The sequence below is a fragment of the Microbacterium sp. H83 genome, from assembly GCF_001650405.1.
In the GTDB taxonomy this organism is placed as follows: Bacteria; Actinomycetota; Actinomycetes; order Actinomycetales; family Microbacteriaceae; genus Microbacterium.
The window spans coordinates 120,972-145,392 of sequence record NZ_LWCU01000012.1 but is presented as its reverse complement, the minus strand read 5'-3'; the positions used below and the strand labels follow the sequence as shown (position 1 = coordinate 145,392).

Below are 24,421 nucleotides of genomic sequence, written 5' to 3'. Positions count from 1 at the left end.
GAGCCAGGCATCGTCGCCCTGATTTCTATCCCCCTCTACCCTGGAGAATCTGTTGAGACGCGCGAAAATCGTCGCCACCCTGGGCCCTGCAACTTCGACCTATGAGACCGTTCGTGCCCTCATCGACGCCGGAGTGGACGTCGCTCGCCTGAACCTCAGCCACGGCGACTACTCCGTCCACGAGAACAACTACGCGAACGTCCGCCGTGCCGCGGACGACGCCGGCCGTGCCGTCGCCATCCTCGTCGACCTGCAGGGGCCGAAGATCCGTCTCGGCAAGTTCGAGGGCGGCCCGTACGACCTGGCCGAGGGCGACATCTTCAAGATCACCACCGAGGACATCGTCGGCAACCGCGAGATCAGCGGCACGACGTTCAAGGGCCTCCCGCAGGATGTGAAGCCCGGCGACTTCCTCCTCATCGACGACGGGAAGGTGCGCGTCGAGGTCGTCGAGACCGACGGCGTCACCGTCACCACGCGCGTCATCGTCGCGGGCGCCGTCTCGAACAACAAGGGCATCAACCTGCCCGGCGTCGCCGTCAACGTCCCGGCGCTCAGCGAGAAGGACGAGGACGACCTCCGCTGGGGTCTGCGCACCGGCGCCGACCTCATCGCGCTGTCGTTCGTGCGCAACGCGGAGGACGTCACGCGCGTCCACGAGATCATGGCCGAGGAGGGCGTGCGCGTCCCCGTCATCGCCAAGGTCGAGAAGCCGCAGGCCGTCGACGCGCTCGAGGGGATCGTCGACGCGTTCGACGGCATCATGGTCGCCCGCGGCGACCTCGGCGTGGAGCTCCCGCTCGAGGCCGTGCCGATCGTGCAGAAGCGGGCGGTGGAGCTCGCACGTCGCAACGCCAAGCCGGTCATCGTCGCGACGCAGATGCTCGAGTCGATGATCAACAGCCCGGTGCCGACCCGCGCCGAGACCTCCGACGTCGCGAACGCCGTCCTCGACGGCGCCGACGCCGTGATGCTCTCGGGCGAGACCAGCGTCGGCGACTACCCGGTCGTCGTCGTCGAGACCATGGCCCGGATCATCGAGTCCACCGAGGAGCACGGCCTGGAGCGCATCGCGCCGCTCACCAACAAGCCGCGCACCCAGGGCGGCGCGATCACGCTCGCGGCTCTCGAGGTCGCCGAGTTCGTCGACGCGAAGTTCCTGTGCGTCTTCACGCAGTCCGGCGACTCCGCTCGTCGCCTGTCGCGTCTCCGGTCCCGCATCCCGATGCTGGCGTTCACCCCGGAGCCCGACATCCGCCGCCGCATGGCGCTGACGTGGGGCATCCGCTCGACGCTCGTCGACATGGTGCAGCACACCGACCTCATGTACCTGCAGGTCGACGATTATCTGCTGAAGAGCGGTCTCGCCGTCGAGGGCGACAAGGTCGTCGTGATCTCCGGATCCCCTCCCGGGATCGTCGGGTCGACCAACGACATCCGCGTCCACAAGGTCGGCGACGCCGTGAACGGCGCAGCGCCCATCTACAAGGAGGCGACCGTCTGATCGGACGGTGAAGCGAGGGTGGGGCGAGAGCCCCACCCTTTCTTCGTCTCCCGCCGGGACGACGATCGGAGGATCCATGCGCCGGCTTTTCGACCACTGGAGACCGCAGATCGACGAAACCTCACTCCGCGACGAGGTGCACGTCCGTGACGCGAGCCGCTCAGCGGCACCGGCCCGGTGGCAGCCCACCCTGCTCGCCGTCGTGATCCTCGTCCTCGGTCTGGCACTCCTCTCCGGCGCGGTCCTCATCGGCGTCCATGTCGACGGGAGGCTGGCCGAGACGATCTCGACGCGTCGCAGTGAGATCTGGGCCTGGGTCCCGATGCTCTTCATGTCGCTCGGGGGAGTGGGGCTCGCCCTCTTCGCCGTCGGCCTGCTCCGCGGGATCAGCAGCTCATACTCGACGACCCGGAAGCGTCGCTGAGCGACGAATCGGGCCGAGTGACCGCCCGCCGGTGGCGTTGTCAACCCGCTCTCCCGGAGGGGACGAGGTCGATATCGTGACGCCATGACGACTCGACGACGCCTGGTGGTCGACGGGTTCGCCCTGCGTCTGCATGAATCAGCCGACCGCGTCGCGTCGGACACCCCGACCTACGTCCTGATCCACGGCGTCGGCATGTCGCATCGGTCCTTGGCTCGGCTGCACGCGCAGCTCGCCGTGCACGCGCGTGTGCTGTCCGTCGACCTGCCCGGCTTCGCCGGCCTTCCTGCTCCCGCTCGTGATCTCGACATCGCAGCGATGGGTGGCGTGCTCGGTCGCCTGCTCGCGATGACGGGGGTGACGGAGGCGATCCTGGTCGGACACTCGATGGGCGCGCAGTGGGCGATCGAGACGTCTCTCGCGGCTCCGGACCGTGTGATCGGCGTGGTCCTGATCGGGCCCGTCGTCGACGATCATCATCGGTCGCTCCCGGCCCAGGGCCGCGCGCTCGCGGTCGACACGCTGCGGGAGTCGCTCGCCGCGAACGCCATCGTCTTCACCGACTACATCCGCTGCGGCATCCGGTGGTATCTCCGTCAGGTGCGGCACATGGTGGAGTACCCGACGCAGGAGCGCCTCCGTCGGTCGAGCGTCCCGGTGCTGCTCGTGCGAGGCGGCGACGATGCGGTCGCCGGGGCCGACTGGTGCCGCCGTCTGGGCGACGCGGCGATGGTCGACCTCGTCGAGCTGGCCGGTCACGCCCACAACGTGCAGCACTCCGCGCCCGCAGCGGTCGGGGCGGCAGTCTCCGCCTGGGCGGCCGGTCTCCTTGCGAAGGGCCCCACGCCGATGCGACCGAGGAACGGGAGGGCATCATCGGCGCGCTGAGGAACGCGGCCTGGTGGCTCGCTGATTACGTCTACGCCGCGTACTGGCAGGTCAGAGCGGCTTTCGACCGAGGGGATCCCGCGGCGTTCCGGAGCGGCGCCGGCGTGCCCGTCCTGATCATCCCCGGGGTCTACGAGACGTGGCGGTTCCTGCAGCCGCTGATCACCACGCTGCACGGTCGGGGCCATCCCGTGTTCGTGCTCGATCAGCTCCGCCACAACCGGAAGCCGGTGGCGGACGCCGCACGCCTCGTCGAGGCGTTCCTCGAATCGGAGGGTCTGGACGACGTCGTGCTCGTGGCGCACAGCAAGGGCGGACTCGCCGGCAAGCGCGTCATGAGTGGCCCGGCCGGCTCGCGGGTGAGGGGCATGGTCGCGGTGGCGACCCCCTTCGGCGGATCCCGCTATGCCCGGCTGTTCCTGGTGCCGTCCCTGCGCTCGTTCTCGCCCACCGACCCGGGGATCCTCGAGCTCGGTCGCAACACCGGGGTGAACGACCGCATCGTGTCGATCTACGGGGAGTTCGATCCGCACATCCCCGAGAGCAGCGAACTCCCGGGGGCGCGCAAGAACGTCCGGCTCGAGACCGGAGGGCACTTCCGGGTGCTCGCCGACCCTCGGGTGATCGCCGAGGTCGTGGCCCTCGCCGAGGGATGAGTCGCGGTCACCGAATGGTGAGTCGCGGTCACCGGCAGTCGCTCGGGGGCTTCGCGCCGGCGGTCACCGTCGAGAGCCAGGTGAGCATGTCGGGCAGCGCCGCGTAGGCGGCGAAGCCGTGGTCCACGTCGGTGTACCGGAGGAACCGGACATCGGCACCCTGCGTGCAGAGCAGCTCGACGTAGTCTTCCGTCGCCTCGGGGCGGACGAGCCGGTCGGCGAGCCCCTGGCCGACGAACACGGGGACCTCGATCGGCGAGCCGCCGGCGCTGTTCTCCTCGAGCAGGGTCCGCCACGGTTCGGTCGTCGCCGGATCACTCGTCACGAAGCGGCCGATGAGGGGATCCGCGATCGCGTGGATGCGGGCGTTCTCGGACAGCAGGCACAGCGCCGCCATCTCGGGCGTCGCCGAGGCCCCGGCCGGCGTGAGGATGGCGGCGAGCTCCGCGGGGGAGTACCGGTCCGCGTACGCCGCCTGGTATGCCGGAATCGCGTAGGACGCGATCGTGACGCCGGAGACGTCGATGATGTCGTCGCTCATGAGCTCCGTGAGATCGGCCGCGGGCGCGGCGACGGCGACGCCGAGGAGATCGAGCTCCGGCGCATACTGCGCCGCCCGTTCCGCGGCGAAGAGCACGGCCTGACCCCCTTGGGAGTGCCCCCAGAGCACGAACTCGTCGCCGATGCGGGTCTCGGGGATGGCCCTGGCCGCACGCACCGCATCGAGGACGCTGTTCGACTCCGGGATGCCGAGCAGGTACGAGGACGCCGCAGCGACGCCAAGGCCGGGATAGTCGGTGGCGACCACGGCATAGCCCTCGAGCAAGAACTCGTGCACGCCCTCCATGAGCTGGAACGGATCGAGATCGAGCGAGGGCGCGCACGTCACGGCGGCGCCGGTCGTCGGGTGCCCCCAGGCGACGACCGTGCGCCCGTCGGCGGGTGGGGGCGCGTCGGGCACGATCACGATCGCGGAGACCGGGACATCCTCCCCGTCGAGGTCGCGCGAATGGTAGAGGAACCGCCAGGCGGTGGATCCGAGAGGAGCACTCGCGATCTCCTCGACGCGGATGACCTCTCCGGGTTCGCCGGCGGGCAGCGGGTCGGGGGCGCGGTAGAAGGCGGCGTCGGTCCGAAGGTCCGCCTCCTCCTCTACGTGCCGACGGATGGCATCGACGGAGAGGACGCCGGCGACGATCGCCACGATCGCGAGAATCGCCAGGAACACGCGCCGCCGGCCTCTGGTCCGATTCCAGATGTCCGGTCTGGCGCGAGCGCTCATGCCCTCTGTCTAGTGCATGAGGTGCGCACGGGCCAGTGGCGGAGGCGGTTCAGGACTTCAGCTTCCGCAGCGCGGACCCCTTGTGCGCCGCCTTGTCGCCCGACTTCTCGGACTCCACGATGTACGCGGGTTCGTCGGCGGATGCCGTGAAATGCTGCCCCGCGAAGGTGAAGTCGCGCGTCTTCCGTTCGACGACCTTCCCCCTGGTGCGGCCCTGAGAGGTGTTCCAGCTGACGCGATCGCCTGTCGAGATGTCTGCCATGCCTGGAGACTAGGGGACTCAACGGCGGTCGCAGGATGGGGTTGACGACGCGGCCGCCGTCGTCCCGCTCGCTCGTCGACCCTCGGTGCCGGCGGTGGGACTCGAACCCACACGCCCTCTCGGACAAAGCATTTTGAGTGCTCCGCGTCTGCCATTCCGCCACGCCGGCTCGTGTGTCGCGCCTTCGACTGTATCGCAGAGCCGATCGGGACGACGCCCGCGCGAAGCGTCTCGGAGTCCTCCGAGACGCTCTCCACTAGGATGGTGGTGTGACCGAGCAAGAACAGGCAGCTGAGCAGCCCACGGCATCCGCACCCCGACGCGTCGTCGTCGCCGAGGACGAGTCGCTGATCCGTCTCGACATCGTCGAGATCCTCCGCGACAACGGCTTCGACGTCGTCGGCGAGGCAGGAGACGGCGAGACCGCCGTCGCCCTCGCGACCGAGCTGCGTCCGGATCTCGTCATCATGGACGTCAAGATGCCTCAGCTCGACGGCATCAGCGCGGCCGAGAAGCTCCACAAGGGCAACATCGCCCCCGTCGTGCTCCTCACCGCGTTCAGCCAGAAAGAGCTCGTCGAGCGTGCGAGCGAGGCGGGTGCGCTGGCCTATGTCGTCAAGCCGTTCACGCCCAACGATCTGCTCCCCGCGATCGAGATCGCCCTGGCCCGCCACGAGCAGATCATCACGCTCGAGGCCGAGGTCGCCGACATGGTCGAGCGCTTCGAGACCCGCAAGCTGGTCGATCGCGCGAAGGGTCTGCTGAACGAGAAGATGGGGCTCTCGGAGCCCGAGGCGTTCCGCTGGATCCAGAAGGCGTCGATGGACCGCCGTCTCACGATGCAGGACGTCGCGAAGGCGATCATCGAGCAGCTCGCTCCGAAGAAGTAGTCGGTGCTGCCGCTCGACGCGGAGCACACCCTGCGTCCGGTGCGTGCCGGCGACGGCGCGGAGCTCGCGAGGGCGTATCTCGCCAATCGCGAGCACCTGGCTCCCTGGGAGCCGCTGCGCGACGAGGACTTCTTCACGGTCGCGGCTCAGGAGCGTCACGTCGAGCACACCCTGATGGATGCCGCCGACGGACGGGCCGTGAGATTCGTGATCGAATCCTCGGACGGTCGCATCCGCGGCCGGATGAACCTCAACAACATCGTGCGCGGCGCCTTCCGGAGCGCGGACCTCGGCTACTGGGTCGACCGCACCCGTCTCCGCCGTGGGATCGCCGCACGGGCGGTGTCGCAGGTCGCCGCGTACGCGACGACCGAGATCCGGCTGCACCGGCTGCAGGCCGCGACACTGCTGCACAACGTGCCGTCGCAGCGGGTGCTCCTCGGCGCGGGCTTCGAGCGCATCGGCGTCGCTCCGCGATACCTGCACATCGCGGGGGAGTGGCAGGACCACATCCTCTTCCAGCTGCTGCTGGAGGAGCCCCTCAGCTCGCCGCGGGAGCGTCCTTGATCATGTTGGTGATCCGGATCGTCGAGCAGCGCCGCCCCTGATCGTCGGTGACGACGATCTCGTGCACGGTGATGCTGCGGCCGAGGTGCACGGGCGTGCAGACGCCGGTCACCACGCCGGACGTGGCGGATCGGGTGTGCGTGGCGTTGATGTCGACGCCGACCGCGAGGCGTCCGGGGCCGGCGTGCAGGTTCGCGGACATCGATCCGAGCGACTCGCCGAGGACGACGTAGGCGCCGCCGTGCATGAGGCCGACCGGCTGCGTGTTGCCCTCGACGGGCATGGTCGCGACGCTGCGCTCGACGCTGAACTCGAGGAACTCCATGCCCATCTTCTGGGCCAGGGCGCCCATGCCGCGGGCGGTCGCCCAGTCGAGTCCGGGGCTGGTGGCGGTCTCGCTCATGGTTCTCCTCTGCGGGTGTCAGTGGTCCTCGTTAGGCTGACAGGGTGACGGACTCCGCAAAGCCTACCCTCATGGTCGTCGACGGCCACTCGCTCGCCTACCGCGCCTTCTTCGCCCTCCCGGTCGAGAACTTCACGACGAAGGACAACCAGCACACGAACGCCATCTACGGCTTCCTGTCGATGCTGGTGAACCTGATCAAGGCCGAGCAGCCGACCCACATGGCGATCGCCTTCGACACCTCCCGTCATTCCTTCCGCACCGACGAGTACCCCGAGTACAAGGCCACCCGGTCCGAGACGCCGCAGGAGTTCCGCGGTCAGATCCCACTCCTCCAGGACTGCCTCGCGGCGATGTCGATCCCCGTGCTCACGAAAGAGGGCATCGAGGCCGACGACATCCTCGCCACGCTGTCGACGCAGGGCGCCGAACAGGGCTACGACGTGCTCGTCGTGTCGGGCGACCGCGACACGATCCAGCTGGTCACCGACGACATCACCCTCCTGTACCCGAACGTCCAGGGGGTCTCGCAGCTGAAGCGTTACGACCCGACGACGGTCCAGGAGCGCTACGGCGTCCGCCCCGAGCAGTATCCGGACATCGCGGCGCTGGTCGGCGAGACCAGTGACAACCTTCCCGGCGTCCCGAAGGTGGGGGAGAAGACGGCCGTCAAGTGGCTCACCCAGTTCGGCTCCCTCGACGATCTGCTCGACCGGGCCGAGGAGATCAAGGGGGTCGTCGGCGGCAACCTCCGCGACCACATCGACGACGTGCGTCGCAACCGCAAGCTCAACCGTCTACTGCGCGATGTCGAGCTCCCTGTCGCGCCCGACGATCTCGCAGTGACCCCGATCGACGCCCAGGCGGTGCGCGACATCTTCGCCCGCCTCGAGTTCCGCACGCTTCTTCCGCGGGTGTTCGAGGCCGTCGGTGCCGGCGAGGTCGCCGACGACCCGGCCGCGGTGGTCGAGATGCCCGTGCCGGTTCAGTCGACGCCCGCCGAGATGCTCGCATGGGCGGAGGCGCAGCAGGGTGAGGTCGCCCTCCGGCTCCTCACCCAGGGCGGAGCCCCGACCCGTCTCGGAGTGGCGACGGAGACGGAGCTGCGCGAGGTCGACTGGAGCGACGATGCCGCATCGACGCTGCGGAGCTGGATCGAGTCCGACAGCCCGAAGGTGCTGCACGACGCGAAGCCGCAGGTGAAGGCGCTCGGGCGTCTCGGCATCCGCGTCGGCGGCCTTGCCTACGACACGAGCCTCGCCGGCTGGCTGCTGCGTCCGAGCTTCCCCGACAAGACCCTCGGTGACCTCGTCGAGCGCTACCTGGGTGAGAAGCTTCCCGAGGCCGACCCCTCGCAGCTGGTGCCCGAGACCGAGGGCGCCACGCCGTCCCAGGAGGCATGGTTCGCGCTGCGTGTCGCGGCCGCCCTCCGGGACGACATCCCGGAGTCCGTGGCCAGGGTGCTGACCGAGATCGAGCTCCCGACTGTGCTCACCCTGGCGGACATGGAGGTCGCCGGCGTCGCCGTCTCCCACGACATCCTGTCGACGTTCTCGGGCGAGCTCTCCACCAGAGCGGATGCGATCGCGCAGGACGCGTTCGGCATCGTCGGACGCGAGTTCAACCTGGGCTCGCCCAAGCAGCTCCAGGAGGTGCTCTTCGACGACCTGCAGCTCCCGAAGACCCGCAAGACCAAGACGGGGTACTCGACGGATGCCGCGGTGCTGGCGGATCTCCAGGAGTCGCACCCGCATCCGTTCCTCGGGCTGCTGCTGCAGCACCGCGAGGCCACGAAGCTGCGACAGATCATCGAGTCCCTCGACACCGCGATCGGCGCGGATCACCGGGTGCACACGACCTACGTGCAGACGGGCAGCCAGACGGGTCGGCTGTCGAGCACCGACCCGAACCTGCAGAACATCCCGGTGCGCACCGAGGAATCGCGTCGCATCCGCAGCGCGTTCCGCGTCGGCGACGGGTACGAGTCGCTCCTCACCGCGGACTACTCCCAGATCGAGATGCGGATCATGGCTCATCTCTCCGGTGACGAAGGCCTCATCGAGGCGTTCAACAGCGGCGAGGACCTCCACCGTTTCGTCGGCGCTCGGGTGTTCGGGGTGGACCCCGCCGACGTCACCGCCGCGATGCGCACGAAGGTCAAGGCCATGTCGTACGGTCTGGTCTACGGTCTCTCGGCCTTCGGCCTGTCGAAGCAGCTGCGCATCGAGCAGTCGGAGGCCAAGCAGCTCATGGTCGAGTACTTCGCCCGCTTCGGCGCGGTGCGCGACTATCTCCGGGCATCCGTCATGAAGGCGAAGGAGGTCGGCTACACCGAGACCATCTTCGGCCGCCGCCGTCCGTTCCCCGACCTCGCGAGCCCCAACCGCGTGCTGCGGGAGAACGCGGAGCGCGCCGCGCTCAACGCGCCGATCCAGGGCAGCGCTGCGGACATCATGAAGATCGCGCTGCTGCACATCCATGACGACCTGCGCCGCGAGGGCCTCGGATCACGCGTCCTGCTGCAGATCCATGACGAGCTCGTGGTCGAGGTGGCTCCGGGGGAGTGGGACGCCGCCGAGAAGATCGTGCGGTCGCGCATGGGCGACGCCGCCGATCTCTCCGTGCCGCTTGACGTGCAGGTCGGCCGCGGCGACGACTGGAACGAGGCAGCGCACTGATCGCTGACTCGCACGGATCGGCGACGCGGACGGGCCGATATGTTGCGTGTGGGGAGGCGGGCTACGCTGAAGGGATGACGTCTTCTCCGCGTACCCCCTCCGCCATCGACAAGGTCGCCGACGACTGGGTCGACACCATCGCGGTGCTCGCGCCCACGCTCGGCACCTACATCGGTCGCGACGAGGTCAACGACCGGTTCGGCGATCTGAGCCCCGCCGGACACGATGAGATCGCGGCAGCCACTCGGAAGACGCTCGCCACGCTGTCCGCCCTCGAGCCCACGGACGCGATCGACGAGGTCACGAAGGCCGACCTCTCCGCCGAACTCAGCCTCGACCTCGAGCTGCACGACGCGCAGTGGCACCTGCGCGAACTCAACGTGATCGCGTCCGCGGCGCAGGACGTGCGTTCCGCCTTCGACCTCATGCCGACCGCGTCCGCGGACGACTGGTCCGTCATCGCCACCCGCCTCGCAGCCGTGCCCGACGCTCTGCGCGGCTACACCGAGACGCTGCGGGCCGGCATCGCGGCCGGCGTGACGCCGGCCCGCCGACAGGTGGTCGAGGTCGCGACCCAGATCGACCGGTACACCGCCGACGACGGCTTCTTCGCGGCGTTCGTCGCCGACGCCGCGCCGGAGGACGGCAACCTGCCCGCATCGCTCGCCCGCACCCTCGCGGACAACTCCGCCGCCGCACGCGTCGCGTACCACGAGCTACGCCGGTTCCTCGCCGAGGAGCTGGCCCCGGCCGCGAACGAGCAGGACGCCGTCGGCCGGGAGCTCTACGCCCTCAACTCGCGGCGGTTCCTGGGCGCGACGATCGATCTCGACGAGACCTACGAGTGGGGTCGCGAGGAGCTCGAGCGCATGGTCGCCGAGCAGACCGCGATCGCGAGGGAGATCCTCCCGGGCGCTTCGGTCGAAGAGGCCGTGGCTCACCTCGAGGCCGACCCCTCGCGCAAGCTCGTCGGCACCGAGGCGCTGCAGCGCTGGATGCAGGAGACCAGCGATCGTGCGGTCGCCGAGCTCGGCGCCACGCACTTCGACATCCCGGAGGCGATCCGCACGCTCGAGTGCATGATCGCCCCGACGCAGGAGGGCGGCATCTACTACACCGGTCCGACGGACGACTTCTCGCGTCCTGGCCGCATGTGGTGGTCGGTGCCCGAAGGCGTCACCGAGTTCGACACCTGGCGCGAGCTGACGACGGTCTATCACGAGGGTGTCCCCGGACACCACCTGCAGATCGCGCAGGCGGTCTACAACCGCGCCGAGCTCAACAGCTGGCGCCGCCTGCTCGCGGGCACCTCCGGTCATGCGGAAGGGTGGGCTCTGTACGCCGAACGCCTCATGCAGCAGCTCGGGTATCTGGACGACCCCGCGGATCGACTCGGCATGCTCGACGGCCAGCGGATGCGCGCGGCTCGAGTCGTGCTCGACATCGGCGTGCACCTCGGCAAGCCCCGGCTCGACGGCCAGGGCACGTGGGACGCGGACTATGCGCTGGAGTTCATGCGCAGGAACGTGAACATGTCGGATCAGTTCGTGCAGTTCGAAGTCAACCGCTACCTCGGCTGGCCCGGACAGGCACCCTCGTACAAGGTCGGCCAGCGCATCTGGGAGCAGGTGCGTGACGCGTATCGGGCGGAGAAGGGCGCTGACTTCGACGTCAAGCAGTTCCACAAGCGTGCGCTGGACATGGGCGGGGTGGGCCTCGACACACTGCGCACCGCGCTGCTGACGCGCTGAGGGAATGCTTCCATCCGACCCGGTGTTCATTCGTGTGAATAGAAAGAGGCGCACATGGACATCGAGTTCGGACTGGACACGTTCGGAGACATCACCCGCGGTGAGGACGGCGAGCTGCTGTCCGGGGCGCAGACGATCCGCAACGTCGTGGAGCAGGCGGAGTTGGCCGACCGCGTCGGCGTCGACTTCTTCGGGGTGGGGGAGCACCACCGCAAGGAGTTCGCGGTGTCGTCGCCGGAGATGGTACTCGCCGCCATCGCAGCGCGGACGAAGAACATCCGTCTCGGCACGGCGGTCACCGTGCTGTCCTCCGACGATCCGGTGCGCGTCTTCGAGCGGTTCTCCACGCTCGACGCGCTGTCCGACGGGCGCGCCGAGGTCGTTCTCGGACGCGGATCCTTCATCGAGTCGTTCCCGCTGTTCGGGTACGACCTGCGCGATTACGACGCGCTCTTCGAGCAGAAGCTCGAGCTCTTCGTCGAACTGCTGAAGGAGCAGCCTGTCACGTGGTCGGGCACCATGCGGCCCTCGCTCGAGAACGCCGAGGTGTTCCCGAAGACCGAGAAGGGCTTGCGCACGTGGGTCGGCGTCGGCGGCAGCCCGGAGTCGGTCGTGCGTGTGGCGCGCCATGGACTCGGTCTGATGCTCGCGATCATCGGCGGTCCTGCGGGGCGATTCCGTCCGTTCGTCGACCTCTATCACCGATCCGTCGGTTCGTTCGGGACGACGTCGCACCCGATCGCCGTCCACTCGCCGGGCCACATCGCCGACACCGACGAGGAGGCCTGGGAGCAGGCGTACTCCGGTTTCGAGGCGATGAACAACACGATCGGCAGGGAGCGCGGGTGGCCGCCCTACAGCCGCGCGCGGTTCCAGAACGATCTCGGCCCCGCCGGCGCTCTCTACGCCGGATCGCCCGATCGTGTGGCAGCGAAGATCGCCGACACGGTCACCACGCTCGGGATCGGACGCTTCGACCTCAAGTACGCCACGGGAACGCTGTCGCACGAGGCGATGATGCGCAGCGTCGAGCTCTACGGCTCCGAGGTCATCCCGCGGGTCCGCAGGCTGCTCGCCGACCGCGACTGAGCGCGTCGGGCGGCGTCCCACGAGCCCTACGATGAGGGAATGGCCCACACCTCGTTGCCGAGCCGCGCCTCTCTCGCGGGACGCCTCGACGATCTGACCTTCACCCGACGCCATCTCCGGCTGCTGACGGGCTCGGGTGTCGGGTGGGCGCTCGACGCGATGGACGTCGGCCTCATCTCGTTCATCCTCGCCGCACTCACTCAGCAGTGGGGCCTCACGAAGACGGATGCCGGCTGGATCGCATCCGTCGGCTTCCTCGGGATGGCTCTCGGCGCGACCATCGGCGGACTGCTCGCCGACCGTCTCGGCCGCCGCCAGGTGTTCGCCCTCACGCTGCTCGTCTACGGGGTCGCGACAGGAGCGAGCGCTCTCGTCGGCGGCATCGCCGCGCTGCTGGTGCTGCGGTTCCTCGTCGGTCTCGGTCTCGGCGCGGAACTGCCCGTCGCCTCGACGTATGTGAGCGAGTTCGCGCCCGCACGCATCCGGGGGCGGCTGATCGTGATCCTCGAGGCGTTCTGGGCAGTGGGATGGACCGCCGCGGCACTGATCGGATACTTCGTCATCCCGGCATCCGCGGACGGCTGGCGCTGGGCATTCGCCCTGGGTGCGATCCCCGCCGTCTACGCGCTGATCGTGCGCTGGGGACTGCCGGAGTCCCCCCGCTGGCTCGCGTCCCGCGGACGGATCGCGGAGGCCGACCGGATCGTCTCGACGTTCGAGGCGGATGCCGGCGTCGTACCCGCGCCCGCGATCCGCCGCGAACCGGCATCGCGAGCGATCGCCGTGACGTCACGCGCGCGTCTGGCCTCACTGTGGAACGGGGAGTTCCGCGTCCGCACGCTGTGTCTGTGGGTGGTCTGGCTCTGCGTGAACTTCGCGTACTACGGCGCCTTCATCTGGATCCCCAGCATCCTCGTCGATGCGGGGTTCGACCTGGTGCGGTCGTTCGGCTTCACCCTGATCATCACCCTCGCGCAGCTTCCCGGGTACGCGGTCGCCGCCTGGCTGATCGAGGTCTGGGGGAGGAGGGTCACCCTGTCGGTCTTCCTGGTCGGCTCCGCCGTGTCTGCGGTGTTCTTCGGCACGTCCACGGTCGAGGCGGCCATCATCGCCTCCGGGATGGCGCTGTCGTTCTTCAATCTCGGCGCGTGGGGCGCCCTGTACGCCGTGACCCCGGAGATCTATCCCACATCCCTGCGCGGCACCGGGGCAGGTTGGGCCGCCGGCATCGGGCGCATCGCGTCGATCGTCGCCCCTCTCGCCGTGCCGGTGATGCTGGTCGCCGGGGGAGCGCCCCTCGTCTTCGTCGTGTTCGGGGCATGCTTCATCGTCGCGGCCGCAGCCGCGTGGGGCCTCGTCGACAGGGGCGGGGAGGCCCTCGACGACCGTTGAGCCTCCGGTGTCGGTGCAGCGCAATAGGCTGATGCGGTGACAGACGTACGTTATGTGGCGATCGGCGACTCCTTCACCGAGGGCGTCGGCGACGTGCTGCCCGACGGCCGGGAGCGGGGTTGGGCCGATCTCGTCGCGCAGGGCTGGGCCGATGCCTCCGGCCACAGCATCCACTACGCGAATCTCGCCATCAGAGGCAAGCTCGCCTGGCCGATCGTCGAGCAGCAGCTCGAACCGGCGCTGGCGCTGCGGCCCACGCACCTCTCCTTCAACGGCGGCGGCAACGACATGCTCCGTCCGCGCACCGACCTGGAGCACATCGCGGATGCCTTCAGCCGGGTGCTGCGGCGGTGCGACGAGGAGGGCGTGACGCTCATCCTCCTCTCCGGTGCGAACCCGAGCGGTCAGCTGCCCATGGGGTCGCTCGTGCAGAAGCGCGGCGACCTGCTGTCCGAGGCGGTTCTGCGCCGCATCGAGGGCCGGCCGGACGTCGTGCGGGCCCTGAACTGGCCCGACCGTGAACTCGCGCAGGCGCCGTACTGGTCCGAGGACCGACTGCACATGAACGCCGCCGGTCACCACCGCGTCGCCGCGCGCGTGCTCCATGCGCTCGGATTCGAGCCCGACGCGACGTGGTGGTCGCCGACCGCTCTGAGCGCGGCAGGGCCTGCGGGCCTCGCCTATTACCGCGAGTTCGTCGGGCCGTGGGTCCGGCGCCGCGTCACCAGGACCTCGTCCGGCGACGGCCGCGCGGCCAAGTACCCCGACTGGGTCGAACGGACGCCCCGTCCATGACGGACATCGAGCTGCGGCGCATCCCGCCCGGGCGGGTGACCCTGCACGATGCACGGCGCGCAGCGCAGCGGGTGGTCGATCTGGAGGGCTTCGAGATCGGCGTCTTCCCGATCACGGAGGAGCAGTTCGCCGAGATCCTTCCCATTCCGTCACGACATCCTCGACGGCCAGCGGCGGACGTCAGCTGGCTCCGCGCCGTGCACTTCTGCAACGCGGCCTCCGAATGGGAGGGCCTGGATCCGGTCTATCGCTTCGACGGGGAGGACGTCGAATGGGATACCACTGCCGACGGCTACCGCCTTCCCACCGAGGCCGAGTGGGAGTTCGCGTGCCGCGCCGGATCCGCGGGTCCGCACTATGCACCGCTTGCCGACGCGGCGTGGACGAGCGCCGACGGCGTCGCGACGCCGCAGGACGTCGGCGGAAAGCTCCCGAATCTGCACGGTCTCTTCGACACCCTCGGCAATGTGTGGGAATGGTGCTGGGATCTCCTCGATCCCGCGCGCTACGACGACTACCGTGTCTTCCGCGGAGGCGGTTTCGCCGACGATGCCTGGAGCGTCCGAGCGTCCGTCCGCCGGGGAGGAGCTCCGCGGATGCACCATGAGGACGTGGGACTGCGGGTCGCCAGAGGAGCCTTCGATGCCGTCGGCGCAGCCCAGGGATGGTCCGCGCGCGCGGACCAGGAGCGAGCTGTGGTCGACGGGCCCGTGCCGTTCGGATGGACCCCGCTCCGTCGTCCGCAACGCTGACGCGTCGCCACGCTCGCCACGTCGTTTTGCTCGCCACCTCGCCGGGGTGGAAAGCTGAGGGCATGACCTCTCCGTACTCGCTCATCGTCTCCCAGGGCCGCGTGGCCGACCGCACGGACGGCGCCCTCGTCGGCGCCCAACGCGTCGGCGCCGCGCTGTCGACCCTGCTCGGGCTCGACCAGACGGTGATCGGCACGCCTTCCCCGGCGGTCACAGATGACTGGTCGGCTGCGCTGCCGCAGGCGGAGGAGACGCTGCACGGACTCCGCGACGCGTTGCGGGCGGCGCTCGACGCGGGCGCGACCCCGATCCTCGCGACCAACACGTGCGCCGCGAGCCTCGGGACGCTCCCCACCGTCGCCGAGCGCCACCCCGACGCCGTCGTGCTCTGGATCGACGCGCACGGCGACTTCAACACCCCGGACTCGACGGACTCCGGGTACCTCGGCGGCATGGTGCTCGCCGCGGCATGCGGACTCTGGGACAGCGGTCACGGCGCCGGACTCGATCCCGCGCAGGTGATCGTGGTGGGCGGGCGCGACATCGACGCGACGGAGGGCGAGCTGCTCGAAGAGGCCGGCGTCACCGTGCTCGCGCCGGCGGACAGCACGCCCGAGCGCGTGGCCGAGCTGATCGCCGGGCGCCCGGTGTGGATCCACGTCGACTGGGACGTGCTCGAGCCCGGATTCATCCCGGCGGCGTACCGCGTCGCCGACGGCCTGCTGCCGCATGAGATCGCCGCCATCTTCGCCGCTCTGCCGGCGGGATCCGTCAAGGGCGTGGAGCTCGCCGAGTTCGAGGCCGGCGACGAGGAGGTCCCTGAGCGCGTGAGCGTCGAGCTGATCCTCGAGACCTTCCAGCACCTCGTGCGCTGACGCCCTGCGACGATCGGCTCAGCGTCGACGATCCGGGTCGAGTCCCATGCGGATGCGGGTGCGCTTGCGCTCGAGCACGATGAAGACGACTCCGAGGAGCCAGAGCGGGATCGGCATCAGGAACGCCACACGGAACGCCTCGAGGGAGTACGTCTCCGGCGTACCGGCTCCCTGCAGGTCCAGCGCGAGTCCGATGAGGAAGATCGCGATGAGGGCGGCGATGAAGCCGCCGGCGTTCGTGACGCCGGTCGCGGTGCTGAGGCGGTGCGACGGGTTGTGGGTGCGCGCGTGATCGAACGCGATCATGCTGGCGGGGCCGCCCGTCGCCAGGGCGACCGCCAGGACGTAGAGCATCCACAGCGGTGCAGGACCCGGCATCGCGATCACCGCCACCCACGCGACCAGCTGCACACCGACGGCCGGGAGCACGAGCGCCAGCGAGCGATGGTTCGGCAGCCGACGCGAGAGGTCGCCGATCACGGGACCGAGGGCCATGCCGGCGACGACGTAGACGGAGATGATCCCGGCCGCGTGCGCAGTGTCGAGGCCCTGGGCGGCGGTCAGGAACGGCATCCCCCAGAGGAGGACGAAGGCCGTTCCCGCGAACGGCGTCGTGAAGTGGGACCAGAACGCGAGACGCGTTCCCGGGTGGGCCCATGCTGCTCGAATGCCGACACCCGTGTCGATCGACGACGTCACGACGCGGATGACGCCGGTGTCGGTATCGACGGTGACGTCGGCCCCCCGCTCGACGGGGTGGTTGCGGATGAGCAGGAAGACGAGGACCGTGAACAGGACGCCGAGTCCCGCGACGCTGCCGAACGTGATCGTCCAGGTGGTGGCGTGCAGGAGCGCGGCGAGGGGGACGAGCGCGACGAGCTGACCGGCCTGGCCGATGATCCCGGTGAACTGGACCATGATCGGTCCGCGCTGAGCGGGGAACCAGGTGGCGACGAGGCGCAGGACCGCGGGGAAGATCGCCGCATCGCCCGCGCCCAGGAGGATGCGCGCGACGATCGCGATGCCGATGCTGGGGGAGAGTGCCATGGTGAGCTGCCCCGCGGCCATCAGCAGCATTCCGATCGTCATGATCGGGCGCGAGCCGTAGCGGTCGAGGAGGATGCCGATCGGGATCTGCATGCCGCCGTACACGGCCAGCTGCACGACCGCGAAGAGCGCGAGGGTCGACGCGTCCGCCTGGAATCGATCGGCGGCATCGACTCCCACGGCTCCGAGTGAGGTGCGGTTCGTGATCGCGAGCACGTAGGCCGCGACGCCGACCGACCAGATCAGCCAGCCTCTCCATCCCGGCGTCGACGCGGGGGAGGAGGGGATCGGACGCACCCCTCCACGCTACTCCTGCCGCGGTACAGGCTCGCGCCGGCACCCGAGGTCATGCGTCGCCGTGAGAGATATCGATGTACCCGAATGCTCCTTGAGCGTCCTCGGATGAGGTGTACGTGACTCCATTAGGCTCGAACTGCGAGCCATACATAGGCTCGCCTGACTCCGGAGGAAGGCGCGCCCATGACCGACTCACCCCGCACGCCCTGGGACGACCCTGTCTCGGCGCAGACGTCCGCCGGGATGCCGTCGCAGGAGAGGGGGTCGGCGACGAAGCTGCGGCCGCGTCACGTGACGATGATCACCCTGGGCGGGATCATCGGGGCGAGTCTCTTCGTGGGGTCGGGGAACGTCATCCGATCGGTCGGCCCCGCGGCCGTGCTGTCGTATCTGATCGGAGGTCTCCTCGTCTTCCTGGCCATGCGGATGTTGGGGGAGATGGCTGCATCGCGGCCGGCGGTCGGCTCCTTCATGGAGTACGCACGCCTCGGCCTCGGAGACTGGGCGGCCTATCTCGTCGGATGGCTGTACTGGTACTTCTGGGTCGGCGTTCTCGCATACGAGGCTGTGCTCGGCGGGGAGACGATGCACTCCTGGTTTCCGACAGTGCCCTCCGGAATATGGTCCGTGATCCTCCTCGGGGTCTTCGTCATCACGAACGTCATCTCGGTGCGCACCTTCGGCGAGGTCGAGTTCTGGCTCGCGAGCATCAAGGTCCTCGCGATCGTGGTGTTCCTCGTCGCCGGCGGGCTGTTCGCGCTCGGGCTATGGCCCAACACGAGCAGCTCTCTCGGCAATCTCTGGGAGCACGGCGGATTCGCGCCGAACGGCCTCGGCGCGGCGGTGACCGGCGTGGCGCTCGTGATCTTCTCGTACTTCGGCACGGAGATCGCCGTCATGGCCGCCGCGGAATCAGAGGACCCGGCCAGAGGTGTTCGGCAGTCCACGAGCACCATCATCTGGCGCATCCTCTTGTTCTTCGTCGGATCGGTGCTTGTGATCGTGACGATCGTCCCGTGGGACGAGCTTCCGGTACCCACCGATGTCGCGAATGCGCCGTTCACCTACGTGCTCTCACTGGTGGGGATGCCCGGCGCGAGCGTCATCATGCAGCTCGTGATCTTCACCGCCGTGATCTCGGTGCTCAACTCCGGTCTCTACTCGGCATCGAGGATGCTGTCAGCGCTTGCCGAACAGGGATTCGCACCTCGGGTGATCGCCCGGCGCTCGCACAGCGGCGTTCCGGTGTGGGCGCTGATGGCCTCCACGATCGGGGGACTGGTGGCAGCGCTGGTCAACGTCCTCACCCCGGGTTCAGGCATCTTCGACTTCATCATGAACTCGGCGGGCCTCGTCGCCCTCTTCGTCTACGTCTTCATCGCCCTGACCCAGATGCGGTTGCGCCGCAGGATGGCTCCCGAGGAAGTGAACGCCCTGACGTCGAAGACGTGGTTGTACCCGTGGGCGAACTACGCACTGATCGCCTGCATCGCGGGAGTGGTCGTGATCATGCTGACCACCGAGAGCGGTCGCACGCAGGTGTGGACGAGTCTGATCGCGACAGGGGCGCTCGTCGTCCTGTGGCCGTTGGTGCGTCGGACTCTCGGACGTCGCGATGCATCCGTACACGGTGCGGCCGCGCCTCGCACCGCCGAGGCGGATCATCAGGGTCCGTCGCGTGGCAGCGAGGGAGGAGTGGGCCCCGTTCCGTGAGCGACATCTTCATGAATTGATGGTGAGTCCATTGGGGGTATTCCAAGTTGCGTCCCGCGCTCACCGGAAGACGGCGGGGCAGGGGATGGTGACGCCGACTGATGCGCGGACGCCGTTGCGCTACGCGGGCGGTGGATCAAGCTGGTCTTGCGCAACGGCAAGACCAACCCCGCATCAGTAAGTGTCCACAGTTCAGGGGCGCATTTCCGACTGCTACGAGAGTCGCATCGAACACCGGTCAAAGGCGTCGTGTTGCACTGGTGGACAGGTGCACCGGAACTCACCGAAGACGCCGTCCGGCTCGGATGCCACTTCTCCGTTCCGCCTGCGATGATCTCCTCGAGAGGTGCACTCGAACACATACCCCTCAGGCCGAATCCTGTTCGAGACCGACCTCAAGGCACTCGGAGGCGACCGACCTGGAGCGGTCGCGCTGTCCGAATCCGGACGCGCAACGCTCTGGGGAGTTCAGCCGCAGAAAGCTCGGATCCGACCCTGGCGCACGCTGCGCGCGCTCCTGGATGACGTGGACGTCCGCACGGGACTTGATACGACTCGGCAGGCGGTATTCGAACACCTCAGCAGGCCCGTCGCGGCGGGGCAACGGGGCCGCTCTGCTCGAGCAAGCGGGCCTTCGCCGACGCTGACGCCTCGGCAATCCCGGTCGTCGCTGAAGACCACACGGTGCGATGAAAGTGAGTGTCCTTATCAGTTCCGGGCGAGGCTTGGTAGGCGATGCGAGAGCGGTCTATCATCGTCGCATGACGATGATAGACCGCTCTTTCAGCAGCGTGGACTCCGAGGCAACCGATGCCTACGCACATCTCTTTCATGCCTTCGCGGATTCCACAAGGCTCGCTATCGTCCAACATCTCGCATCGGGAGAGCATCGAGTGCGTGATCTCGTCGAGCACATGGGCTTTGCCCAGTCGACCGTGAGCAAGCACCTGAGCTTCCTTTCCGAATGCGGTCTGATCTCCGCCCGGCCCGACGGGCGCGCGACCTGGTACGCGCTGGTCCACCCTCAGGCGGTGCGCGATGTGACGGTGGCTGCGGAAGCGCTCTTGGGAGCAACGGGCAAGGACTTCGCGCTCTGTGCGCACCTCCGCAGCGAGTACCGAGGAGAGAACTGATGGGTGCAGGACACGAGCACGGCCCCGTTCTGACGGAGGTGGGCATGCCCGGCGACTACCGTCGTCGGCTCTGGATCACCTTCATCATCACCGCGGCAATCGTGACAGCCCAGGCCGTCGGTTCCGTCATCACCGGTAGCCTGGCGCTCCTCACCGATACGGCGCACGCGGTCACCGACGCCTCCGGTCTGCTGGTTGCGCTCATCGCCGCGAGTCTGATGTTGCGGCCTGCAAGCGCGAAACGCACGTGGGGCTTCCGGCGGATCGAGGTGATCGCGGCTCTCGCCCAGGCGGCGCTGCTGCTCGCTGTAGGAACCTACGCCGCGATCGAGGGGATCAGACGCCTGTTCGAGCCTCCCGAGGTGCCAGCCGGTGAGCTGCTCGTCTTCGGCATCATCGGGCTCGCTGCCAACATCATCGCCATCGTCGTTCTCGCATCCAGCCGTGGCGCCAACTTCAACATGCGCGCGGCGTTCCTTGAAGTCCTCAACGACGCGCTCGGCTCGCTGGGCGTCATCGTCGCAGCAATCGTGATCGCGACGACGGGATTCCAGCAGGCTGACGCCCTCGCTGGCATTCTCATCGCTGCGCTCATCGTCCCGCGCGCATTCGTTCTGATGCGAGAGACTGGAGCCGTCTTGATGGAGTTCACGCCGAAGGGATTGGATCTCGAGGAGGTGAGGGCTCATATCCTCCGCCAGCAGCACGTCGTCGACGTGCACGACATCCACGCCTCCACGGTCGCTACTGGGCTCCCGACATTGAGTGCCCACGTTGTTGTGAAGGACGAGTGCTTCGAGGACGGTCATGCCATGCAGGTGCTGAGCGACGTCCGAGAGTGCGTTGCGGAACACTTCGACGTCGCCGTCACTCACTCCACGTTCCAGCTGGAGACCGAGCAGGTGAGAGACGGAGAGTCCGCTTCGACCCGGCACGCGTAACGGACTGCAGACTCTTTCTTTGCGAGGCGTCTGTCCGATCTTGCTTGGTCCAGCTTCCTCGGGTGCAGATAGGGCATCGCCTTCGGGCAATCGCCTACGCGAGGACGGGCCGCCCAGCTGAAACCTTTAGAGTTGCGCGTCCGGTTCGTCGGGCGGCGCGGACACCGTTGAGGATCACGATGACTTCGGCCACCTCATGGACTAACACCACGCCCGCCAGGCCGAGCACGCCGAAGAGGGCCAGGGGGAACAGCACGATGATGATGGCCAGGGCGAGAGCGATGTTGACGGTCATTATGCGGCGTCCGCGACGGGCGTGGGCGAGGGCTGCGGGGATGAGGCGCAGGTCGTTGCCGGTGAACGCGATGTCCGCGGACTCGATGGCGGCGGCTGAGCCCTTCACCCCCATGGCGATGCCGACGGTCGCGGTTGCGAGGGCGGGGGCGTCGTTGATGCCGTCGCCGACCATCGCGGTCGGGCTCTCGGCGGCGAGTGACGAGATGGCGGCCGCCTTGTCTGCGGGGAGCTGCTCGGCGCGCACGTCGGTGACGCCTGCTTGAGCGGCGAGGGCGCGCGCCGTCCGCTCGTTGTCGCCGGTGAGCATGACGGTGCGGATGCCCTGCTCGTCGAGCAGGGAGATGGTCTCGGCCGCTTCGGGGCGCAGTTCGTCCCGCACGCCGATGAGGCCCGATACCCGACCATCGGTCTCGACGACGACGACGGTCATCCCGTCGCCGGCCATCTCGTCCGCGGGCCCGGCGAGTTCTCCCAGGTCTGACAGCCAGCGGGTATTCCCGACCCGCACTCGGGTCGGGCCGACGCGACCGGTGAGGCCGTGGCCGGCGTCTTCGACGACATCCGTCGCCGCGAAGGTGTCAGAGGCGGCGCGGGTAATGGCGGCAGCGAGCGGGTGGGTGCTGGTGTTCTCGAGCGCGGCGGCGAAGGCGAGGATGTCCTCGCGGGAGCGTCCCTGGGTGGTGGCCACGGAGACGACCTCCGGCTCGTTGCGAGTGAGGGTGCCGGTCTTGTCGAGCGCGACGGTGCGGATGGTGCCGAACTGCTCGAAGGCCTCACCGGACTTGATGACGACACCGAACTTCGACGCCGAGCCGATGGCGCTGATTACGGTGACCGGCACGGCGATGGCCAGTGCGCAGGGCGATGCGGCGACGAGGACGACGAGCGCCCGCTCGATCCAGAGACCGGGGTCGCCGACGATGAACCCGAACCCGGCGACGAGCGCGGCGATGATGAGCACGGCCGGCACGAGGGGGCGGGCGATCCGGTCGGCGAGACGTGCACGCTCGCCCTTGCGGGCGTGCGCCTGCTCGACCAGCTCGACGATCTGCGTCAGGGAGTTGTCGCGGCCGTCCGCGGTCGCTTCGATCCGCAGGGTCGCGGCGCCGTTCACGGATCCTGCGGGGACCGCGTCACCCGGCCCGACCTCGATGGGGATCGATTCGCCCGTCACTGCCGAGGTGTCGATGCCGGAGCGGCCCTCGACGACGACGCCGTCTGTCGCGACGCGTTCTCCGGCTCCGACGATGAGGATGTCGAGCTCGCGGACCTCCGCAGCAGGAATCGTCACGTCGCCGTTGAGGCGAGACACCCGAACCGTGTCGGGGATCAGCGACAGCAGGGCGCGTAGGCCTTCTTTGGCCCGGTCCATTGCCCGGTCCTCGAGGGCTTCGGCGAGGGAGAACAGGAAGGCGAGGGCGGCCGCCTCTCCGATGTGCCCGAGGGCTACGGCACCGATGGCGGCGATGGTCATCAAGAGGCCCACGCCGAGGCGCCCGCGTGCCAGGCGGCGGATCGCTCCGGGAACGAAGGTGTAGGCACCGGCGAGAAGCGCGACCGACTGCAGCACGAGCGCGGGGATCGGGAACCCTGTCCACTCGAAGAGATAACCGGCGAGCAGTGTCACTCCGCCGATAGCGGAGGGAAGGAGGGCGGTGTCGCGCCATAGTGGCGGTCGCACCTCGTGCTCGGCTTCGTCGTGCTCGCTTTCAGTCCCGGCTGGCCCGCAGCATGCATCGCCGTCGTGGCGTATGGACGATCCATGTGATGCTCTGGCCGTCGGTTCGGGGCTGCAGCACGCGTCACCGGGCGCAGAAGGCTGACGTAGCTCGAGTCGCCGAATGGTCTTCGTGGGGCGTGCGTCGTCGGGGCCGCAGCATTCCTCGCTCATCGGTTGTCCTCCGGGTTCGAGTCGGTCGGTGCGCAGCACAGGGGGACGTCGCAGTTTTCGTCGGTGCAGGGCTCACCGTCGTCGACGGCGAGCACCGTGTTCACCAGAATCGTGATCGCCTTCGTCACGTGAGGATCTGCGATCTCGTACCGCGTCTGGCGTCCTTCCGGGGTCGCGACGACGATCCCGCACCCGCGCAGACACGCCAGATGGTTCGACACGTTCGTGCGGGACAAGCCCAGCGATTCCGAAAGGCGGGCCGGGTACCCCGGCCCAGAAAGGAGTTCGAGCAGGATGCGCGAACGTGTCGGGTCGGCCATCGCCCGCCCGAGCCTGTTCATCACGTCGAGACGGGAGGCAATGGTCAGCATACAATGACTATACATCACCCACTGACATATCCTAGTGGTCGACCGTCCGAGGTCGGCCAAGTGCGTTGAGGTTGACGGCAGAAGGGGCGGTTAGACTGATAGAGATGATGCCGCCAACTGACTCCGATGGTTCGGCGCTCGTCCCGTTCCGCTCGTCGGCGACGCGATTCATCTTCAGCCTCATCGTTGCGCTGCTCGTGGTTCTCGGAATCGGAAGCAACCTTCATGCTGAGGCGACGGCTTCGGCGTCCGCCTCGACGACAATCTCGTACGTCGCCCACGAGCACACAGATGAAGACAGCTCCTCTCAAGCTTTGACAGGATCGTCCGAGATGGTCGCTGTCGCATGCATGGTCGGTGTGTTCTTCGGCATGCTGGTGCTCGGACGGTTCCTGAGAACCAGACCACTCACGTCTGTGCGCGCGGAGCAGTTCGCCCTGAGGGTCACGGTGCGCCCGAGCGTGCGTCATCTGCATCTGTTGCGACATGCTCCCTCCGAGTTGCAGGTGTCTCGAACCTGACT

The 24,421-nt window shown here is 68.4% G+C and carries 24 protein-coding genes and 1 tRNA gene; 18 read left to right on the top strand and 7 right to left on the bottom strand.

Annotated elements, in window-relative coordinates; all coding sequences use genetic code 11:
- Nucleotides 1-52: 52 nt before the first annotated feature.
- The 4 genes from pyk (at nucleotide 53) to A4X16_RS06700 (ending at nucleotide 3,472) form a co-directional block, all read left to right on the top strand.
- Complete coding sequence (gene pyk / locus A4X16_RS06715; protein ID WP_067118243.1) at nucleotides 53-1,504, top strand: pyruvate kinase; 1,452 nt, start codon at nucleotides 53-55, stop codon at nucleotides 1,502-1,504.
- Between the two features lie 76 nt (nucleotides 1,505-1,580).
- Entirely contained in the window at nucleotides 1,581-1,928 is a 348-nt protein-coding gene (locus tag A4X16_RS06710; RefSeq protein WP_067118239.1) for a hypothetical protein, read from the top strand.
- Between the two features lie 84 nt (nucleotides 1,929-2,012).
- The gene (locus A4X16_RS06705; protein ID WP_067118236.1) at nucleotides 2,013-2,816 is read left to right on the top strand and encodes an alpha/beta fold hydrolase; all 804 of its coding nucleotides are present in this window, start codon (nucleotides 2,013-2,015) and stop codon (nucleotides 2,814-2,816) included.
- A 104-nt stretch (nucleotides 2,817-2,920) separates the two neighbouring features.
- Entirely contained in the window at nucleotides 2,921-3,472 is a 552-nt protein-coding gene (locus A4X16_RS06700) for an esterase/lipase family protein (RefSeq protein ID WP_331709743.1), read from the top strand.
- Nucleotides 3,473-3,500: 28 nt separating this feature from the next.
- On the opposite strand, the gene A4X16_RS06695 is transcribed toward A4X16_RS06700, so the two are convergent.
- The 3 genes from A4X16_RS06695 to A4X16_RS06685 all read right to left on the bottom strand — a co-directional run bounded on the left by A4X16_RS06695 (nucleotide 3,501) and on the right by A4X16_RS06685 (nucleotide 5,185).
- On the bottom strand, nucleotides 3,501-4,754 hold the full coding sequence (locus A4X16_RS06695) for a lipase family protein (RefSeq protein ID WP_082914334.1): 1,254 nt from the start codon (nucleotides 4,752-4,754) through the stop codon (nucleotides 3,501-3,503).
- Nucleotides 4,755-4,803: 49 nt separating this feature from the next.
- Nucleotides 4,804-5,016, bottom strand: a complete 213-nt coding sequence (locus A4X16_RS06690) for a DUF2945 domain-containing protein (RefSeq protein WP_067118230.1) — start codon at nucleotides 5,014-5,016, stop codon at nucleotides 4,804-4,806.
- A gap of 86 nt (nucleotides 5,017-5,102) precedes the next feature.
- Nucleotides 5,103-5,185, bottom strand: a tRNA-Leu gene (locus A4X16_RS06685).
- Between the two features lie 100 nt (nucleotides 5,186-5,285).
- Between A4X16_RS06685 and A4X16_RS06680 the strand changes: the two genes are divergently transcribed.
- Together A4X16_RS06680 and A4X16_RS06675 are read left to right on the top strand one after the other, a co-directional pair.
- Nucleotides 5,286-5,906: an ANTAR domain-containing response regulator gene (locus tag A4X16_RS06680; protein WP_067118227.1), complete on the top strand. Its 621-nt coding sequence runs from the start codon at nucleotides 5,286-5,288 to the stop codon at nucleotides 5,904-5,906.
- Nucleotides 5,907-5,909: 3 nt separating this feature from the next.
- On the top strand, nucleotides 5,910-6,473 hold the full coding sequence (locus A4X16_RS06675) for a GNAT family N-acetyltransferase (protein WP_067118224.1): 564 nt from the start codon (nucleotides 5,910-5,912) through the stop codon (nucleotides 6,471-6,473).
- On the opposite strand, the gene A4X16_RS06670 is transcribed toward A4X16_RS06675, so the two are convergent.
- On the bottom strand, nucleotides 6,448-6,876 hold the full coding sequence (locus A4X16_RS06670; RefSeq protein WP_067118221.1) for a hotdog fold thioesterase: 429 nt from the start codon (nucleotides 6,874-6,876) through the stop codon (nucleotides 6,448-6,450). The two genes, A4X16_RS06675 and A4X16_RS06670, sit on opposite strands and share 26 nt — an antisense overlap.
- 44 nt (nucleotides 6,877-6,920) lie before the next feature.
- Between A4X16_RS06670 and polA the strand changes: the two genes are divergently transcribed.
- From polA to A4X16_RS06635, 7 genes are all read left to right on the top strand, one after another.
- The gene (gene polA, locus A4X16_RS06665) at nucleotides 6,921-9,554 is read left to right on the top strand and encodes a DNA polymerase I (protein WP_067118218.1); all 2,634 of its coding nucleotides are present in this window, start codon (nucleotides 6,921-6,923) and stop codon (nucleotides 9,552-9,554) included.
- Nucleotides 9,555-9,628: 74 nt separating this feature from the next.
- Complete coding sequence (locus A4X16_RS06660; RefSeq protein ID WP_067118215.1) at nucleotides 9,629-11,305, top strand: DUF885 domain-containing protein; 1,677 nt, start codon at nucleotides 9,629-9,631, stop codon at nucleotides 11,303-11,305.
- A 54-nt stretch (nucleotides 11,306-11,359) separates the two neighbouring features.
- Nucleotides 11,360-12,394 carry an LLM class flavin-dependent oxidoreductase gene (locus A4X16_RS06655; RefSeq protein ID WP_067118212.1) on the top strand — a complete coding sequence of 345 codons (1,035 nt, stop codon included), beginning with the start codon at nucleotides 11,360-11,362 and terminating at the stop codon, nucleotides 12,392-12,394.
- Nucleotides 12,395-12,433: 39 nt separating this feature from the next.
- Nucleotides 12,434-13,786 (top strand): MFS transporter, encoded by a 1,353-nt coding sequence (locus tag A4X16_RS06650; protein WP_067118209.1) that lies wholly within the window; start codon nucleotides 12,434-12,436, stop codon nucleotides 13,784-13,786.
- A 36-nt stretch (nucleotides 13,787-13,822) separates the two neighbouring features.
- Nucleotides 13,823-14,581, top strand: coding sequence for an SGNH/GDSL hydrolase family protein (locus A4X16_RS06645; protein ID WP_067118206.1), 759 nt, complete (start codon nucleotides 13,823-13,825; stop codon nucleotides 14,579-14,581).
- Nucleotides 14,578-15,333 (top strand): formylglycine-generating enzyme family protein, encoded by a 756-nt coding sequence (locus A4X16_RS06640; protein ID WP_067118203.1) that lies wholly within the window; start codon nucleotides 14,578-14,580, stop codon nucleotides 15,331-15,333. The genes A4X16_RS06645 and A4X16_RS06640 overlap by 4 nt, the downstream gene beginning before the upstream one ends.
- Before the next feature lie 62 nt (nucleotides 15,334-15,395).
- Entirely contained in the window at nucleotides 15,396-16,208 is an 813-nt protein-coding gene (locus A4X16_RS06635) for an arginase family protein (protein ID WP_067118200.1), read from the top strand.
- A gap of 18 nt (nucleotides 16,209-16,226) precedes the next feature.
- On the opposite strand, the gene A4X16_RS06630 is transcribed toward A4X16_RS06635, so the two are convergent.
- Nucleotides 16,227-17,552: an MFS transporter gene (locus A4X16_RS06630; protein ID WP_082914331.1), complete on the bottom strand. Its 1,326-nt coding sequence runs from the start codon at nucleotides 17,550-17,552 to the stop codon at nucleotides 16,227-16,229.
- Between the two features lie 183 nt (nucleotides 17,553-17,735).
- On the opposite strand from A4X16_RS06630, the gene A4X16_RS06625 reads away from it, so the two are divergent.
- The 4 genes from A4X16_RS06625 (at nucleotide 17,736) to A4X16_RS06615 (ending at nucleotide 21,339) form a co-directional block, all read left to right on the top strand.
- Nucleotides 17,736-19,265, top strand: coding sequence for an amino acid permease (locus tag A4X16_RS06625; protein ID WP_067118197.1), 1,530 nt, complete (start codon nucleotides 17,736-17,738; stop codon nucleotides 19,263-19,265).
- 147 nt (nucleotides 19,266-19,412) lie between these two features.
- The gene (locus A4X16_RS18475; protein ID WP_197491789.1) at nucleotides 19,413-19,790 is read left to right on the top strand and encodes a TatD family hydrolase; all 378 of its coding nucleotides are present in this window, start codon (nucleotides 19,413-19,415) and stop codon (nucleotides 19,788-19,790) included.
- A 236-nt stretch (nucleotides 19,791-20,026) separates the two neighbouring features.
- Nucleotides 20,027-20,398 (top strand): ArsR/SmtB family transcription factor, encoded by a 372-nt coding sequence (locus A4X16_RS06620; RefSeq protein ID WP_067118194.1) that lies wholly within the window; start codon nucleotides 20,027-20,029, stop codon nucleotides 20,396-20,398.
- Complete coding sequence (locus A4X16_RS06615; RefSeq protein WP_067118192.1) at nucleotides 20,398-21,339, top strand: cation diffusion facilitator family transporter; 942 nt, start codon at nucleotides 20,398-20,400, stop codon at nucleotides 21,337-21,339. The genes A4X16_RS06620 and A4X16_RS06615 overlap by 1 nt, the downstream gene beginning before the upstream one ends.
- A gap of 94 nt (nucleotides 21,340-21,433) precedes the next feature.
- Here the strand turns inward: A4X16_RS06615 and A4X16_RS06610 are convergent, their stop codons facing one another.
- Nucleotides 21,434-23,317 (bottom strand): heavy metal translocating P-type ATPase, encoded by a 1,884-nt coding sequence (locus A4X16_RS06610; RefSeq protein ID WP_067118189.1) that lies wholly within the window; start codon nucleotides 23,315-23,317, stop codon nucleotides 21,434-21,436.
- A 206-nt stretch (nucleotides 23,318-23,523) separates the two neighbouring features.
- Nucleotides 23,524-23,898, bottom strand: a complete 375-nt coding sequence (cmtR, locus tag A4X16_RS06605; protein ID WP_067118186.1) for a Cd(II)/Pb(II)-sensing metalloregulatory transcriptional regulator CmtR — start codon at nucleotides 23,896-23,898, stop codon at nucleotides 23,524-23,526.
- A 104-nt stretch (nucleotides 23,899-24,002) separates the two neighbouring features.
- On the opposite strand from cmtR, the gene A4X16_RS18245 reads away from it, so the two are divergent.
- A complete protein-coding gene (locus A4X16_RS18245) occupies nucleotides 24,003-24,419 on the top strand; it encodes a hypothetical protein (protein WP_067118183.1) in 417 nt (138 codons plus the stop codon).
- The last annotated feature ends 2 nt before the right edge of the window (nucleotides 24,420-24,421 follow it).